The 16,224-nt window shown below is 46.6% G+C and carries 17 protein-coding genes; 7 read left to right on the forward strand and 10 right to left on the reverse strand.

Features of this window, described 5'->3' with window-relative positions:
• Positions 1–16 precede the first annotated feature (16 nt).
• Positions 17–760 carry a ferredoxin--NADP reductase gene (locus JAO78_RS00950; RefSeq protein WP_226749481.1) on the reverse strand — a complete coding sequence of 248 codons (744 nt, stop codon included), beginning with the start codon at positions 758–760 and terminating at the stop codon, positions 17–19.
• A gap of 57 nt (positions 761–817) precedes the next feature.
• On the opposite strand from JAO78_RS00950, the gene JAO78_RS00955 reads away from it, so the two are divergent.
• Both JAO78_RS00955 and JAO78_RS00960 read left to right on the forward strand, forming a co-directional pair.
• Positions 818–1,156, forward strand: a complete 339-nt coding sequence (locus JAO78_RS00955; protein ID WP_226749482.1) for a tRNA-binding protein — start codon at positions 818–820, stop codon at positions 1,154–1,156.
• Between the two features lie 222 nt (positions 1,157–1,378).
• Positions 1,379–1,795 carry a gamma-glutamylcyclotransferase family protein gene (locus tag JAO78_RS00960; protein WP_226749483.1) on the forward strand — a complete coding sequence of 139 codons (417 nt, stop codon included), beginning with the start codon at positions 1,379–1,381 and terminating at the stop codon, positions 1,793–1,795.
• A 58-nt stretch (positions 1,796–1,853) separates the two neighbouring features.
• Here the strand turns inward: JAO78_RS00960 and purH are convergent, their stop codons facing one another.
• The 3 genes from purH to dusB all read right to left on the reverse strand — a co-directional run bounded on the left by purH (position 1,854) and on the right by dusB (position 4,866).
• Positions 1,854–3,440 (reverse strand): bifunctional phosphoribosylaminoimidazolecarboxamide formyltransferase/IMP cyclohydrolase, encoded by a 1,587-nt coding sequence (gene purH, locus JAO78_RS00965; RefSeq protein WP_226749484.1) that lies wholly within the window; start codon positions 3,438–3,440, stop codon positions 1,854–1,856.
• Between the two features lie 145 nt (positions 3,441–3,585).
• Positions 3,586–3,876, reverse strand: coding sequence for a DNA-binding transcriptional regulator Fis (gene fis, locus JAO78_RS00970; RefSeq protein WP_068228306.1), 291 nt, complete (start codon positions 3,874–3,876; stop codon positions 3,586–3,588).
• 18 nt (positions 3,877–3,894) lie between these two features.
• Positions 3,895–4,866, reverse strand: a complete 972-nt coding sequence (dusB, locus tag JAO78_RS00975) for a tRNA dihydrouridine synthase DusB (protein WP_226749485.1) — start codon at positions 4,864–4,866, stop codon at positions 3,895–3,897.
• A 189-nt stretch (positions 4,867–5,055) separates the two neighbouring features.
• Between dusB and JAO78_RS16825 the strand changes: the two genes are divergently transcribed.
• On the forward strand, positions 5,056–5,106 hold the full coding sequence (locus tag JAO78_RS16825; protein WP_226749953.1) for an AgrD family cyclic lactone autoinducer peptide: 51 nt from the start codon (positions 5,056–5,058) through the stop codon (positions 5,104–5,106).
• Between the two features lie 12 nt (positions 5,107–5,118).
• Here JAO78_RS16825 and prmA read toward each other — a convergent pair whose 3' ends face one another.
• The 6 genes from prmA to cutA all read right to left on the reverse strand — a co-directional run bounded on the left by prmA (position 5,119) and on the right by cutA (position 10,936).
• Positions 5,119–6,000, reverse strand: a complete 882-nt coding sequence (gene prmA / locus JAO78_RS00985) for a 50S ribosomal protein L11 methyltransferase (protein ID WP_226749486.1) — start codon at positions 5,998–6,000, stop codon at positions 5,119–5,121.
• 122 nt (positions 6,001–6,122) lie between these two features.
• Positions 6,123–7,466: an acetyl-CoA carboxylase biotin carboxylase subunit gene (accC, locus tag JAO78_RS00990; protein ID WP_226749487.1), complete on the reverse strand. Its 1,344-nt coding sequence runs from the start codon at positions 7,464–7,466 to the stop codon at positions 6,123–6,125.
• 15 nt (positions 7,467–7,481) lie between these two features.
• Complete coding sequence (gene accB, locus JAO78_RS00995; RefSeq protein ID WP_226749488.1) at positions 7,482–7,946, reverse strand: acetyl-CoA carboxylase biotin carboxyl carrier protein; 465 nt, start codon at positions 7,944–7,946, stop codon at positions 7,482–7,484.
• Between the two features lie 18 nt (positions 7,947–7,964).
• Complete coding sequence (gene aroQ / locus JAO78_RS01000) at positions 7,965–8,423, reverse strand: type II 3-dehydroquinate dehydratase (RefSeq protein ID WP_226749489.1); 459 nt, start codon at positions 8,421–8,423, stop codon at positions 7,965–7,967.
• Positions 8,424–8,682: 259 nt separating this feature from the next.
• Complete coding sequence (locus JAO78_RS01005; RefSeq protein ID WP_439647497.1) at positions 8,683–10,617, reverse strand: protein-disulfide reductase DsbD; 1,935 nt, start codon at positions 10,615–10,617, stop codon at positions 8,683–8,685.
• Positions 10,610–10,936 carry a divalent-cation tolerance protein CutA gene (gene cutA / locus JAO78_RS01010; protein ID WP_226749491.1) on the reverse strand — a complete coding sequence of 109 codons (327 nt, stop codon included), beginning with the start codon at positions 10,934–10,936 and terminating at the stop codon, positions 10,610–10,612. The genes JAO78_RS01005 and cutA overlap by 8 nt, the downstream gene beginning before the upstream one ends.
• 171 nt (positions 10,937–11,107) lie before the next feature.
• Between cutA and JAO78_RS01015 the strand changes: the two genes are divergently transcribed.
• From JAO78_RS01015 to JAO78_RS01030, 4 genes are all read left to right on the forward strand, one after another.
• The gene (locus tag JAO78_RS01015; RefSeq protein WP_226749492.1) at positions 11,108–11,398 is read left to right on the forward strand and encodes a co-chaperone GroES; all 291 of its coding nucleotides are present in this window, start codon (positions 11,108–11,110) and stop codon (positions 11,396–11,398) included.
• A gap of 49 nt (positions 11,399–11,447) precedes the next feature.
• Positions 11,448–13,085 (forward strand): chaperonin GroEL, encoded by a 1,638-nt coding sequence (groL, locus tag JAO78_RS01020; RefSeq protein ID WP_226749493.1) that lies wholly within the window; start codon positions 11,448–11,450, stop codon positions 13,083–13,085.
• A 1,132-nt stretch (positions 13,086–14,217) separates the two neighbouring features.
• Positions 14,218–15,876: a group II intron reverse transcriptase/maturase gene (ltrA, locus tag JAO78_RS01025; protein ID WP_226749494.1), complete on the forward strand. Its 1,659-nt coding sequence runs from the start codon at positions 14,218–14,220 to the stop codon at positions 15,874–15,876.
• Positions 15,877–15,908: 32 nt separating this feature from the next.
• A complete protein-coding gene (locus JAO78_RS01030) occupies positions 15,909–16,148 on the forward strand; it encodes a hypothetical protein (RefSeq protein ID WP_226749495.1) in 240 nt (79 codons plus the stop codon).
• Positions 16,149–16,224 lie beyond the last annotated feature (76 nt).

The following is a 16,224-nucleotide window of genomic DNA, read 5'->3' on the forward strand; positions in this document are numbered from 1 at the left end:
CAAAGCCAAGGCAACATTATTTCCAATACTGCTCAACTGTAATATTGCCGGGGTTACGCCGCAGGTTTTTGGTTAAACCCATGCCTTCCAATAAGGCTTTAGTGTCGGTAATCATTTGTGGGTTACCACAAAGCATTACCTGTGATTTTGGGTTTAGCAACTGACCGCACTGTTGTTGTAACTGCTGGCTGTTTATTAATTTGGGTATCCTATCTTGCAGGGCACCAGGGTAGGTTTCGCGGGTAACGATCGGCTGATAGTGTAACTGCTCGGGATTCTTTGCCACAAAGCTGGCTATCAGGTCTTTATAGGTTAAATCGGCTGCGTTGCTGACACTGTGTACTAGAATAATATGGGCGAAGCGCTGATAAGGTTCAGCGGTGGCTAGCATCGATAAATAGGGGCCTATGCCGGTGCCAGTGGCAATCAGCCACAAGTTGTCGCCGTCAGGTACTTCATCCAGAATAAAAAAACCAGTAGCCGGCTGACTAATTCCCAGCGTATCGCCAGGCGTTAATTGCTGTAATAATGGCGATAACAAGCCATCGGCAACGGTGCTGACTAAAAACTCCTGATATTCGCTGTCAGGTGGGTTAACCAGTGAATAAGCGCGCTGAATCCTTCCTTCAGGGCCATCAATGGCCAGTCTGACAAACTGACCGGCAATAAAAGGGAGTGGCCCGGTCTTGGCTTTTAAGCTGAATAAATTTCCGGTCCAGTGAATTGTTTCCGCTATCGTCGCATTTAACCATTGCGCCATGGCGTTCTCCGGTTTACTTTAATTTGATTAGCATAGCAGCTTAACGCAGAGGGTGTAATGGAAACCATCAGCTGGCAAGACTTTGCCAAAGTAGAACTTCGGGTAGGCACCATTATCGCTGTAGACGATTTTCCTGAGGCCCGAAAACCCGCCTATAAACTGCAATTAGATTTTGGCAGCGACATTGGTATCAAAAAATCCAGTGCCCAGATCACTAGCTTATATAGTAAAGCGCAATTATTGGGTAAGCAGGTCATGGCAGTGGTAAATTTTCCAGCTAAGCAAATCGGCCCTATGCAGTCAGAGTGTTTGGTTACCGGTTTTGCCAGAGAAGATGGTGCTATCGTGCTGGTATCAGTAGACAGCCCGGTGCCCAATGGGGCTAAGTTGGGATAACGCCACTGCTTAACTAAAGAAGCATAGTCACCAATCAGCGCTTGTTGTTGTGGCGTCAGGCAGATATCGGCTTTTATCAGCCAATTGCTTAGCGGATTTGCCACACCACAGCGGTAAGCTGGCTTGTTTGCGGCGCCATGAGAAATAGCTTTGCGCTGGAAGGGGCAGTTCAGGCTAAATTTATGTAAAAATAGCAGGCTACTGTTAATCTGGGCTTTGTTCATGGCAGAATATTTATTTGTCTATGGCACGCTGCGCCAACATGCGCCGCGTCGGGCAGCTGGCAATCGTTGCTATCAGTTACTGCAGCAATATGCCAGCCTCGTCGGGCTGGGTGGTTTGCAGGCTAAGCTGTATTTGGTCGATTATTACCCCGGTGCCGTGCCAAGTAACGACCCCGCTTGGCAGGTTGTTGGTGAAGTTTATCAGCTAGCGAAAGCTGCAAATTTACTCACAGAGCTGGATGCCTATGAAGAGTGCGGCCCTGGTTTTGCTAGTCCCACTGAATATCTGCGACTTAAACAACCCGTCACCCTGCAAAATGGTGCAGCGGTTACTGCTTGGGTCTATGTTTACAACCGCGCGACGGATGATTTAAAGCCCATTTTATCAGGTGATTTTACGCTGGCTGGAAACTGATCGTGACTTTGTAATAGAAAAGGCCGCTATGCGGCCTTTTTACAGTTAAAGCAGATGTTTAGTGACGGAAATGGCGAACGCCGGTAAACACCATAGCCATACCGTGCTCATCTGCGGCGGCAATGACCTCGGCATCGCGCATTGAACCACCTGGCTGGATCACCGCAGTAATACCAGCAGCAGCGGCAGCATCAATACCGTCGCGGAACGGGAAGAAGGCATCAGAGGCCATGACAGAGCCTTTGACTTCTAAGTTTTCGTCCGCGGCTTTGATGCCTGCGATTTTTGCGCTGTAAACGCGGCTCATTTGGCCGGCGCCGACGCCAATGGTCATGCTGTCTTTCACATAAACAATGGCATTCGATTTCACAAACTTGGCGACTTTCCAGCAGAACAATAAATCTTTTAACTCTTGTTCGGTGGGCTGGCGCTGACTCACTACCTTTAAATCAGCCGCTGTTACAGTAGCTTGATCGCGGTCTTGCAATAAGATGCCACCGTTGACTTGCTTGATATCCACGGCAGCACTGGCGGCAGCAAATTCGCCACAGACTAATAAGCGTACATTCGGCTTAGTGGCAACAACCGCGACCGCAGCAGCGGTGGCGCTAGGGGCAATAATCACTTCGACAAATTGACGACTAACGATTTCTTTCGCCGTGGTGTCATCTAACTCGCGGTTAAAGGCGATAATGCCGCCAAACGCTGAGGTAGGATCGGTTGCATAAGCGCGGTTATAAGCCGCCAGAATGTTTTCACCAATAGCCACACCACAAGGGTTGGCGTGCTTAACGATCACACAGGCCGGTTCGGCGAATTCTTTTACACACTCTAAAGCGGCATCGGTGTCGGCAATATTGTTGTAAGACAGGGCCTTACCTTGCAATTGTGTGGCGCTGGCAACCGATGCTTCATTGGCGCCGGCTTGTACATAAAACGCCGCCGTTTGATGGCTGTTTTCGCCGTAACGTAAATCTTGTTTTTTCACGAATTGGCTATTATAGGTGCGAGGGAACTTGCTCGCCGGCGCGGTGGGCGTGTCATATGCCGGTAACATGGTGCCGAAGTAATTGGCGATCATGCCATCATATTGTGCGGTATGTTCAAAGGCGCTGATAGCTAAACTAAAGCGCGTAGCATGAGTGGTGGCACCGTCATGTGCTTGCATTTCAGCCAGTACCATCGCGTAATCGTGAGCATTGACAATAATTGTCACGTCTTGATGATTTTTAGCGGCCGCACGCACCATGGTTGGGCCACCGATATCGATATTCTCAATTGCATCCGCCAATGAGCAATCCGCTTTGGCTACGGTGTTAGCGAATGGGTAAAGGTTCACGACAACTAAATCGATAGGACCGATGTTATTTGCCGTCATCACAGCTTCATCGATGCCACGGCGCGCTAAAATACCACCATGAATTTTCGGGTGTAGCGTTTTAACACGACCATCCATAATTTCAGGGTGGCCGGTGTAATCAGAAACTTCAATTACGGCAATACCTTGCTCGGCTAATAATTTAGCTGTGCCACCGGTAGATAAAATCTCTACTTGCATGGCGCTGAGTGCCTTGGCGAATTCAACAATACCGGTTTTATCAGATACGCTCAAAAGGGCGCGGCGGACAGGACGAAGTGTGCTCATCAGGATTATCTCGTTGTAGCTAAAAGAAAGAGTGACATGGCGTAAGCCGGGCTGGAACAGAGCTTAGCAGCGAAGTTTTACCCTGTTCCAGCTAATAAAAAAGCACCCGAAGGTGCTTGGTAGCAGGGCCGAACCCTGCGGGGCATTACGACATGCCGTATTGTTTAAGTTTCTTACGCAGCGTACCGCGGTTGATACCCATTAAGTTAGCGGCGCGTGTTTGATTGCCGCGGGTATATTTCATCACTTCTTCCAGTAGCGGGCGTTCTAATTCAGATAAAACCAGCTCGTACAGGTCGTTAACATCTTGGCCGTTTAACTGTTGCAGATAGTTAGCAACGGCTTTTTGCGCGGCGTTAGATAAAGCCTGTGGCTTTTCCTGAGTTTGTACGTGGGCGTTAGTAATAAATGGCGAAGTAACGTTCGAATTAAACATTGCTTTTTCTCTTTTACGTTAGGTGGCTGCTAGTTTATGAAAATAGTCATTTAATGCATCAAGCTGCGTTAATGCCAGCTCAATGCCATTGAATTCACTGCGAAAAACTCCTTGTGGATCATGTTCTGCCAAGTACCATCCGACATGTTTGCGGGCGATACGAGCACCGGCGTGTTCACCATACAATTGGTGTAAGCCTTGCACATGCTCCAACAGGATTTGCTGCACTTCTGAAACTGAAGGTGCGGCTAATTTCTGTCCTGTTGCCAAATAATGTACTACTTCCCGAAAAATCCATGGTCGACCTTGAGCTGCACGGCCAATCATCACGGCGTCAGCTCCGGTGTAGTCCAGCACAAAACGTGCTTTTTCCGGGGTGGTAATATCACCATTCGCCATTACTGGTATCGATACCTGCTGCTTAATTGCGGCAATAGTGTCGTACTCAGCTTCTCCTTTATACATACAAGCTTTGGTACGACCATGTACCGCGAGTGCCTGTATGCCATTATCTTCAGCAATACGCGCAATTTGCACGCCATTGCGATTATCCGGATCCCAACCTGTACGGATTTTTAACGTTACAGGAACGTCAACAGCGTTAACCACCGCTTGGATAATCTGTTCAACCAACTCGGGGTACTGCAATAAAGCAGACCCAGCCAGTTTTTTATTTACCTTCTTGGCAGGGCATCCCATATTAATGTCGATAATATGTGCGCCAATCTCGACATTATAACGGGCTGCTGCCGCCATTTGTTCAGGATCACTGCCGGCAATTTGCACCGAACGGATCCCAGACTCCTGACGATGGCCCATACGATTCTGTGATTTTTCACTCTGCCAGACCAGCGGATTGCTCGACAGCATTTCTGACACAGCTAAAGCTGCACCGAAACGCCGACAAAGCTCACGAAAAGTGTGATCGGTTACTCCAGCCATCGGAGCACAAACTACCTTATTCGCTAACTGATATGGACCTATGCGCACCACTGAATCCAAGGCTCTACCTCCAAGGGGCGCTAAGTTTACGGATTTTTGTCACTAAAGCAAAGGTTATTATTTAAACAAAACCTGCTTTTTTTTGACCTTTCAGGGATTGACATTCCCTAAAAGGCTGAAAATCCGTGTTTTCTCAAGCTTATGTTAGCGCCAGTGCTGATGTCGCTAAAAAGATAATTGAGTTGCTGTTGTTTTTATCACCAACCCAAAATTCCAAAGCCTGGCTGAATAGACGCTGAATTAAACGTTTTTTCTGGCGCTTAAACGTACCCATTCTTCCTGTTCGGCAATGGGGTCAAAAGTAAACTCAGCGGCATAGGCATCGATCACACTTTGTGCTTGGCTTTGCAAGATGCCCGAGAGTGCCAATAAGCCCCCCGGTTTTACATAGGCACTGATAATACTAGAGAGTTCAGCCAAAGGACCGGCTAAAATGTTGGCTACCACCACATCGGCTTGAAGTTGTGGCTGATCTTTAGGTAAGTACAATTCTATTTGATTCAGCACATCGTTACGTTCCGCGTTGGCGCGTGAAGCCATAATAGCTTGTGGGTCGATATCCACGCCAATAACACGGCTGGCACCCAGTTTTAACGCTGCAATACCTAAAATACCCGAGCCGCAACCAAAGTCGACCACGGTTTGACCATGGCTTATGTGTGCGTCAAGCCATTGCATGCACAGTGCGGTCGTGGGGTGAGTGCCGGTACCAAAAGCTAAGCCAGGGTCTAGCATTACATTAACCGCAGCAGGATCAGGGATGGGGCGCCAGCTAGGGCATACCCATAGCCGCTCGCCAAATTTGATCGGATGAAAGTTATCCATCCATTCGCGTTCCCAGTCTTTATCTTCTAACTGTTCTAGCTTGTAGCTGACGCCTTCTTTAAATAATGCAGTGCTTTCAAGCTGCGCAATCACTTTTTGCATCGGGTGTTCGGCATCGAATAGCCCCATCACCACGGTATTGGCCCAATAAATCACTTCACCTGGCATCGGCTCGTAGATCGGTGTGTCTTGCGCATCCAGAAAGGTGACCGCCTGCGCCCCCCAGCTCATTAGCATGTCGCTGACCTGTTCGGCTTTCTTTTCAGTGGTCGTGACGCGTAATTGGATCCAAGGCATAGCGGTTCTCTACAAGCGAAAAAAGGCGCTTATTATAGCGCCAGCAACCAGCAGAGATCCAATTAATGCCAAAAGAAAAAGGGCCTGCGGGCCCTTTTCAGTTTCACGTGAGTAAAACGCTGTTATTTAATACCCAATTTCTTTTCCAGATAATGGATATTGGTACCGCCTTTACAGAAACCGGCATCGCGCATAATGTCTTTATGCAATGGAATGTTGGTTTTGATACCTTCCACTAATAACTCGTCTAAGGCATTGCGCATCCGCGCCAGAGCGATATCACGGGTCTCACCGTAGGTGATTAACTTACCGACCATCGAATCATAGTTTGGTGGTACCGTGTAATCAGCATAGATGTGCGAGTCCCAGCGAATACCATTACCACCCGGTGGATGGAAACGCGTGATCTTACCCGGTGATGGGATAAAGCTCACTGGATCTTCAGCATTGATGCGACACTCAATGGCATGGCCACGGATAACGATGTCTTCTTGCTTGATGGTCAATGGCATACCCGAGGCAACACGCAGTTGTTCTTTAATTAAGTCGACACCGCTAATCATTTCGGTAACCGGGTGCTCTACTTGAATACGGGTGTTCATCTCGATAAAGAAGAATTCACCATTTTCAAATAAGAACTCAAAAGTACCGGCGCCACGGTAATTCATCACTTTACAGGCATCGACACATCGGCCACCGATAAAGGCACGCAGTTCAGGGGTAATACCCGGCGCTGGCGCTTCTTCTACCACTTTTTGGTGGCGACGCTGCATTGAACAGTCACGCTCACCTAAGTGGATGGCGTTACCTTGGCCATCAGCTAAAACTTGAATTTCGATATGACGTGGGTTTTCCAGGAATTTCTCCATATACACCATGTCATTACCAAAAGCGGCTTTCGCTTCGGCTTTCGTCATCTCGATAGAGCTGACTAATTCTTCTTCAGTACGCACCACTCGCATACCACGACCACCGCCGCCGCCAGCCGCTTTAACGATAATCGGATACCCGATGCGCTTCGCAATCTTCATGTTAACAGCAGCGTCATCGCCTACCGCACCATCAGAGCCCGGCACGCATGGCACGCCGGCTTTTTTCATCGCTTCAATGGCTGACACTTTGTCACCCATTAGGCGGATAGAATCCGGATGTGGACCGATAAACACTAAGCCGCTTTCTTCAACTTGTTGCGCAAAATCAGCGCGTTCAGCCAAGAAACCATAGCCTGGGTGGATCGCTTGCGCATTAGTCACTTCAGCAGCCGCAATTAATGCGGGTATATTTAAGTAGCTTTGCGGTGAAGGTGCTGGGCCAATACAAATGGTTTCGTCAGCTAACAACACGTGTTTTAAATTACGGTCAACAGTAGAGTGTACTGCTACCGTTTTGATACCGAGTTCTTTGCACGCACGCAAAATGCGTAGGGCAATTTCGCCTCGGTTGGCTATCAGGACTTTTTCTAACATTAGTCAGCCTTAATGTTATTCGATAATAAAAATTGGCTGGTCAAATTCAACCGGCTCGCCGTTTTCAACCAAGATTTCTTTTACCACACCCGCTTTATCTGCTTGGATTTGGTTCATCATCTTCATGGCTTCAACAATACATAAGGTGTCACCCACTTTAACGGCTTGACCCACTTCCACGAAATTTTTCGACGTTGGCGATGCAGCACGATAGAAAGAACCCACCATCGGTGATTTCATAACATGACCCGTGACTACCGGTTTTGCTTCCACTGCGGCTGCCGCGGCTGCCGCAGGCGCTGCAGCTGCAGCAGGCGCCTGCATTGGCGCTGGCGCATAATGCATAGGTTGTGGCGCATAATGTTGTGCGGGGCCATGGCGACTGATGCGTACCGATTCTTCGCCTTCAGTAATTTCTAATTCAGAAATGCCAGACTCTTCCAGCAATTCAATTAATTTTTTAATTTTTCTAATATCCATGTCTTTCGCCTGATTGAGTTAGGTTTGATTATGTGAATGTAAATAAGATACTGCCGCGTCTAAAGCATAGTGATAGCCTTTAGCGCCGAGGCCGCAGATCACGCCTCGGGCAATATCGGATAAATAAGAGTGATGCCGAAAGCTTTCCCGCGCATGTACATTAGATAAGTGTACTTCGATAAAAGGGATCGCAACCGCTAACAACGCATCGCGCAGTGCAATGCTGGTATGGGTATAAGCACCTGGGTTAATAATAATAAAATCTTGCTGTTGATAGCTTTGCTGGATGGCGTTGATTAATTCATGCTCTGCATTAGATTGCAGGGCTTGTAATTGCACATCTAAAGAAGCAGCTTGTTGCTGCAGTGCGCTAACAATATCCGCTAAGCTGGCAGCACCATAGGTGGCCGGCTCACGAACGCCCAACATATTTAAATTTGGGCCATTTAACAGTAATATGCGCAAAGTTGCTGCCATCTTTCCCTATCCACTTATAAAATGCTGCTACCACCAACAAACGCCTTGTTTGCTGAAGTTAATGCAGCACTTTAGGGCGAAACCGGTCTGGTTGTCGAGAGCCAACTGGCAGTTACCTGCCTTATTATAGTGAAATCGCAGCAAATGGCAGCAAAATACTGGTCTTATCAGCCAGTGGCTGTCTGGATGTCTGTTGCGAGCGATGCCCGCAACGTCAGTTTTGCAAGTTGCGGCGAACGCTATCGTTCGCCGACAGACATTAATTGATGATGCTATTTAAATGCGCGGCAAAAGGCGCTGCAGCTTGAAAGCCCGTAACACGGCTTTGGGTTAGTTCCGTGCCATCAGGAGCAAAGAACAACAAGGTGGGTAAACCGAGTACTTGGTAGCTATCCAATAATGCTGCGTCGGCACGTGACATCGTGGTGACATCAATTTTAATCAAGCGCATTTGTGACGTTAACGCCGTCACTTCAGGTTTGGGGAAGGTCAGTTGCTCAAACTCTTTGCAGGCGACACACCACTCCGCATACAGATCAACCATGGTGTATTGCCCCGCCGCAGCCGCCAGTTTTAATTGTTCGGCCAGCTCTTCTGCGGTTTCTATTTCAATAAAGCCCAGCGCATTTTTTGATTCTGCAGATACTGACGGGGAGTTAACAAGGTCATCCGCTAATGTTAATTGCTGGTTTAGGGCAAGTTTTATCAGTTGTTTAGCGGTTTCTGATTCAATAGTTTCCAAAGCGCTTAATACTTCCGTCGACAGTTGTTGCGAGTTTGCAGGCGTTTCATTAGCTTTAGTTGGATTCCAGTTTTGTAAATTGAGCCAGAACGCGCTTAGCACCAACAGTTGGATTACAACCGCGATCATCGCTTTACCGCTGATATTCTCTAACGTAAAAATTAACCGGTATAGATAAAACACCAGAGCAAGAGTCAGTAATGTGCCCAACACTAATATGGTGCTAAAAGGTAAAAAACGTTCTAATAAAATAAGCGGTACGGCCAGTAACAAAAAGCCAAAGATATTTTTAACGGCATTCATCCAATTGCCGGCTTTTGGTAATAATCTCCCGCCTGAAGTACCTAGTAACAACAAAGGCAAACCCATACCTAAACTCAGTACATAGAGGGTCACTGCGCCAATCATTAAGTCGCCGCTTTGTGCCACATACAAGAGTGCAGCTGAAAGCGGCGCTGTGGTGCAGGGCGAGGCAATTAGGCCTGATAACGCACCCATCACAAAAGCCCCTTTTAACGAGCCGCCTTGTTGCTTATTGCTGATACCTGCTACTTTTTCTTGCCAGCGCGCAGGCAACTGTAAGTTGAAAACACCAAACATCGCTAAGGCTAATAACACAAAAATGACTGAGGCGACGATTAAAATAGCTGGGTGTTGTAACCACGCTTGAAATTTAACGCCTAAGCTGGCTACGACCAAACCCAATAAGGAGTAGGTAATTGCCATACCTTGCACATAAGACATCGACAGTCTAAAAGCGCGGCGGGTTGAAAGTTGTTGACCTTGGCCAACAATGATACCGCTTAAAATAGGGTACATTGGAAAAACGCAAGGGGTAAAAGAAAGCCCCAGGCCCAGTAAGAAAAACACGCCAAGGATAGCCAGTAATGAGCCTTCAGTTAAGCGGTCTAGTAAATCATATTGGCTAGACACTGGCGCTGAAGTGGCATTCGCAGTGGTTGCTTCGGCTATGGCATCGAATTGCTGTAAAGGAATTTCAACACTTTTCGGTGGATAACAAAAACCAGCTTCAGCGCAGCCCATATATTGCACACGAAAAATGGCGTCTTCATCAATATCGCTTAACGGGATCTTTAATTGCAATTGATGGTAATACACCTCGGTTTTGCCAAAGAACTCGTCTTCAATGGTCATGCTGGCAGGGTAGCTGGGGTGTGAAAAACTGACGGCTACGCCGCCGAGTTTAAATTTATCGCGATACATGTAGTAGCCATCAGCGATAGTCCAATTCAGTAATAAAGCGCCATCTTGTTGCCGGTAATCCAACACAAAGGCTTGTTCAACTGGCAGAAATTGCGGCTGCGCTTGCAGTAGGCTATTTAATACCGAATTGTTGTTCGCTAGTGCGTTGCTTTGTTGTGCTTGGGCAAAGCCCGTTAAGGTTAGGGTAAGAACCAAACTTAAAAGCAAAAAATAAAAACGTTTAATGATCACCTAGGGTTACCTCATTTATCCATTGACCGTAGGGTGCATGCAGCCGAGTCAGCGGTAAAGCAATAATTTCTGGCACAGTGTACGGGTGAATGGCCAAGATGGCTTGTTCTATTGCGGTAAAGTTAACGGCTGGTGCTTTTAACTGCAATTGTATTTCCACACTGTGCTCAATTTGGCCTTGCCAGCGGTAACTGGAACGAATATCCGGCAATCGATTGATACAAGCGACTAACTGCTGGGACAGTAAGCTTTCGGTGATGCGCTGTGCGCTGCTGTCATCAGGGCAATTACAGAGAATCAATAAATAGGGCGTCATCGTCGGTTCCCAATCTGAAGCACAATGAAAAGTGATTATAAGCGAAAGCGACCTTAAAAAAATGCAGGTTTTTTTACAACAGCCCTTGGAATTTTTTCGTCAGCGCCCCATATAGCGAACACACAATTTAACACCCTTGTTAAACATAAAACTCGCTTTAGGAGATAGAGCATGAATATTCGTCCATTACATGATCGTGTCATCATCAAACGTACCGAAGCTGAAAGCAAATCAGCTGGCGGCATCGTGCTGACCGGGGCTTCTGCCGAAAAATCTACCCGTGGTGAAGTCGTTGCAGTTGGCAATGGTCGTATCTTAGATAACGGTAACGTTAAGCCACTAGAAGTAAAAGTTGGCGACAAAGTATTGTTCGGTGCTTATGTAGAGCGCACAGAAAAAATTGATGGTCAGGAATATGTTATCACCAAAGAAGACAACATCTTAGGTGTCATTCTGGATTAATTTTCACACTTCTCTGATCAATTATTAATCGCATTTGAGGATATACAACATGGCTGCAAAAGACGTACGTTTTGGCGACGAAGCTCGCAATAAAATGCTGAAAGGCGTAAATATTCTGGCTAACGCGGTACGCGTTACCTTAGGCCCAAAAGGCCGTAATGTTATTTTAGATAAGTCATTCGGTTCACCTGTTATCACTAAAGACGGTGTTTCTGTTGCCAAAGAAATCGAGCTAGAAGACAAGTTCGAGAATATGGGTGCACAGATGGTGAAAGAAGTCGCATCTAAAGCCAATGACGAAGCCGGTGACGGTACTACTACCGCAACGGTACTAGCGCAAAACATCATCAACGAAGGTGTTAAAGCCGTTGCTGCTGGCATGAATCCAATGGATTTAAAACGCGGTATCGACAAAGCGGTTATTGCTGCCGTTGAAGAGCTGAAAAAACTTTCTCAGCCTTGTGCCGACAGCAAAGCGATTGCGCAAGTAGGGACTATTTCTGCTAACTCTGACGAAGAAATCGGTAACATTATTGCCGAAGCTATGGACAAAGTAGGCAAAGAAGGCGTGATCACCGTTGAAGAAGGTCAAGGCCTGAACAACGAGTTAGACGTGGTTGAAGGTATGCAATTCGACCGTGGTTACTTGTCTCCTTACTTCATCAACAACCAAGAAGCGGGCCAGGTTGAACTGGATAACCCTTACATCTTAGCTGTTGATAAGAAAATTTCGAATATCCGTGAATTACTACCGGTATTAGAAGGTGTAGCAAAATCAGGCAAGCCATTGTTAATTATTGCAGAAGACGTTGAAGGCGAAGCCTTAGCGACTTTAGTGGTCAATAACATGCGCGGCATCGTGAAAATCTCTGCGGTTAAAGCCCCAGGTTTCGGCGATCGTCGTAAAGCCATGTTACAAGACATTGCTACACTGACTGGCGGTACTGTGATTTCTGAAGAAATCGGTATGGAGCTAGAAAAAGCCACGCTGGAAGATTTAGGTACTGCTAAGCGCGTGGTTATCACGAAAGATAACACCACTATTATTGATGGTGCCGGTGATCAGGCGGCTATCGATGGTCGTGTGAAGCAAATTCGTCAGCAAATCGAAGAAGCCACTTCTGACTACGATAAAGAGAAACTGCAAGAGCGTCTGGCGAAACTAGCTGGCGGTGTAGCGGTAATCAAAGTCGGTGCGGCGACTGAAATCGAAATGAAAGAGAAAAAGCACCGTGTTGAAGATGCGCTGCATGCAACTCGCGCAGCAGTAGAAGAAGGCGTAGTGCCTGGCGGTGGTGTAGCTTTAGTGCGCGTAGCTGCTTCTTTAGTAGGCATGACTGGCGCAAACGAAGATCAAACGCACGGTATCAAAATTGCGCTACGCGCAATGGAAGCACCACTGCGTCAAATCGTTTCTAACGCCGGTGAAGAGCCGTCAGTGGTTGTAAACAAAGTGAAAGAAGGTACAGGTAACTACGGTTACAATGCCGCGACTGATGTTTATGGCGACATGCTAGAAATGGGTATCCTTGACCCAACTAAAGTAACGCGTTCTGCACTGCAGTTTGCTGCTTCTGTAGGTTCACTGATGATCACCACCGAAGCCATGGTAACTGAATTACCAAAAGATGATGCGCCTGCAATGCCTGATATGGGCGGCATGGGTGGCATGGGCGGCATGATGTAGTGCGACGAGAGTCGTGTAGGTCACTAACCTAGCAGGCTACACCGTAAGCAAGCACTAACAAGTGCTTGCTTACACACCTGCAAAACTAGTAGTCGACACCGGTAATCGGTATGCATAAACCGATTGCCGGAATCTTCCTTGAAGATGTCGCGCAATTGTGTTTATATACAATTGGTTAAAGAAAAACGGCGACGCAAGTCTGCCGACAACACGTAATAGACAACTACAAACTTTAGTCGACTAGTTATGCAGTCGGGAAAAAGAAGGGCGATTAATATCTGCCCGCAAGGCGTTCCGCCATCCTCGTAGTGTGTCTTCCCAATTAAGAAAGCAATTCAATGAATACTCTAGCGGGTCTAATTAACCTGCCTGTGTACTTATGATTGTTTTATTCGATTACCTGTTCCATGTGTCAAATGATTACTGGAGTGATCTTCCGGTGTCAGCTGTTGAAGTTATTGTCTCGACTTGTTCCATTAAACAAGTAAGTGAGACCTAACATGCGACTGTTAGTAGCCTAGGGATAGTGCGATGTTGGTAACGACATGGTGCGAAGCTTCCTGACAATGTACCTCTGCGTGAGCAGTGCTTTACTCGTGAGAGTGGGTATAACTTGTTAACAATAAACAGGTTGAGGGCTAGGCTGGGCAATAAGGTTAACGTATGTGAACTGCTGTTAAACACCGTCAACCGCAAAGAGCGAAAGATTGTTGATACGCTCTAACCAAAAGGTATGCGGCTGGTTATTCCTTTTACATCTGGGAATACGTCGTCACAAGGCCGTCGGTGGATAGGCAGAATCTAAGTTGCTCATGTAACTTCAATGGAACTCGGTAAGCCCGATTATTTGCCACTTCATTTACTGTGAATGGGCAGGCAGACCGTAAGGCGAGCTGTTGAATAAGCGGGTATAGGAGGTTAGAAAAAGCGAATGCCAAATTGTAATGATTTGGATAGAGGCGAAATGCCTTAACTGGAAACAGTGCCCACTTCTAACTGGTCTTTAATCGTGTGAAAGACGTGTAAAGCTGTCTTATAAACTGATCCTAATGGGAATGAAACAATTTCTTCCCATTAGGGGAGGATTGTCTTTTTTTTCTGTTAGATCAATTGATAACAGGAGAAAAGCAAGATGAGTGCAGCATTAGTTGTACCTGCGTTCTCCCATCCAGCGAACAGCTGGCACACCATTGATTGGTATGCCGCTGAACGTCAGGTGCGAGAGCTACAAGTACGGATCGCGAAGGCGACTAAGCAACAACAATGGCGCAAGGTTAAGGCTTTGCAACGTATGTTGGTACGCTCGTTTGCTGGCAAAGTAATGGCAGTCAAACGAGTAACTGAGAACCGAGGCAAAAGGACGCCCGGTGTCGATGGGGAGTTATGGAGTACACCTGAAACTAAGTGGCAGGCGGTATTTCGATTGAAACGGCAAGGCTACAAGCCAAAACCGTTAAGGCGGATTTATATCCCTAAAGCTAACGGTAAACGTCGGCCTTTAGGTATTCCAACCATGCTCGATAGGGCTATGCAGGCGCTATATCTGCTAGCTTTGGAGCCAGTGTCGGAAACAACCGCCGATCGAAATAGCTACGGATTTCGTCCTATGCGTTCAACCCACGATGCGATTGAGCAATGTTTTGTCAATCTGAGTCGTAAAAGCTCCTCGGAGTGGGTGCTGGAAGGCGATATCAAAGGGTGCTTCGATAATATCAGCCATGATTGGTTACTTGCCAATATACCTTTGGACAAACAAGTGCTCAGTCGATGGTTGAAAGCAGGCTTTATGGAGTCCGGTAGGTTAAACCCAACGGATGCGGGAACGCCTCAAGGAGGAATTATTTCTCCTGTATTGGCCAATATGGCACTTGATGGTTTGGAAGCAGTGCTTGAATCCCATTTTGGGAAGAAGAACACCAAAGCCAGCTACAAGACCAAGGTCAATTATGTGCGCTATGCGGATGACTTCATTATCACTGGTATCTCGAAAGAGCTGTTGGTCAACGAAGTTAAACCTGTGGTAGAAGCCTTTATGGCCGAACGCGGGTTAACGCTATCGCCAGAAAAAACGGTGTTAACGCATATTGATGAAGGGTTTGATTTTCTGGGGCAAAACGTACGTAAATACAATGGCAAATTGCTGATAAAGCCGAGCCGTAAGAACTTGCGTAATATGCTTCAGAAGGTTCGCGATATTGTTAAAAGTAACAAGACGGTAAAGGCGGCAACGCTGATAAGCCTGCTTAATCCTGTTCTTCGAGGATGGGCTAACTACCATAGCCACATTGTGGCGAAGGAGACTTTTAACTACGTGGATTATCGGGTTTGGAAACTACTCTGGCAGTGGTGCCGTAGGCGACATCAAAATCGTCAGAAACGCTGGATTAAAGCTAAATACTTTAAAACAGCAGGTCCACGAAATTGGGTGTTTTCAGGTATGACAGTCGATGGCTTTACTAAACGGCTGGTATACACCAATGATACTGCGATAAAGCGACACACTAAGATCAAAGGAGAAGCTAATCCCTATGACTTGGCGTTTGAGGAATACTTTGAGCAGCGCCTAGAGCGAGCTTGGCGTGACTCAATGCAAGGTCAACGTAGGTTGCTGATACTTTGGCTCAGACAGCAGAAATGTTGTCCTATTTGCCGTCACAAGATCACCAAAGAAACAGGATGGAATATTCATCATATTGTGGAAAGGGTGAAAGGTGGCAGTGATGAAATGGATAACTTAGTGTTGTTGCACCCTAATTGTCACAGGCAATTGCATAGTAGTGTGCTAGATTGAGATGTGTTTAACAAAATAGGGATATTGTTTGTATGAATAACATTTTCAAAGAAGGCTCGCGGTATCACGTGTATTTTGCTGGTGGAGAAGAAGGAGTTGTTGACTGTGATGAATTTGTGCGTAAAGGCGGAAAACTTATCTATCGAATAGATGGTTCAGAAGTTTATACGGCGGGTTCAAATGCTAAATATGTGGCTGAACTAAGTGGTTTGACTGCAACTAGCGTCACTGACGGCAATATTATTTTTCGTCTGACACTGGAAAATACTTAACTGGTAACGACACTACTTGAGTTAATTAAAAAAGGAAACTTGCTGTAGGTGTTATTGATAATGTTGTTTAGGTTTT

The organism is Alishewanella maricola, assembly GCF_016343785.1.
Lineage (GTDB): Bacteria > Pseudomonadota > Gammaproteobacteria > Enterobacterales > Alteromonadaceae > Alishewanella > Alishewanella maricola.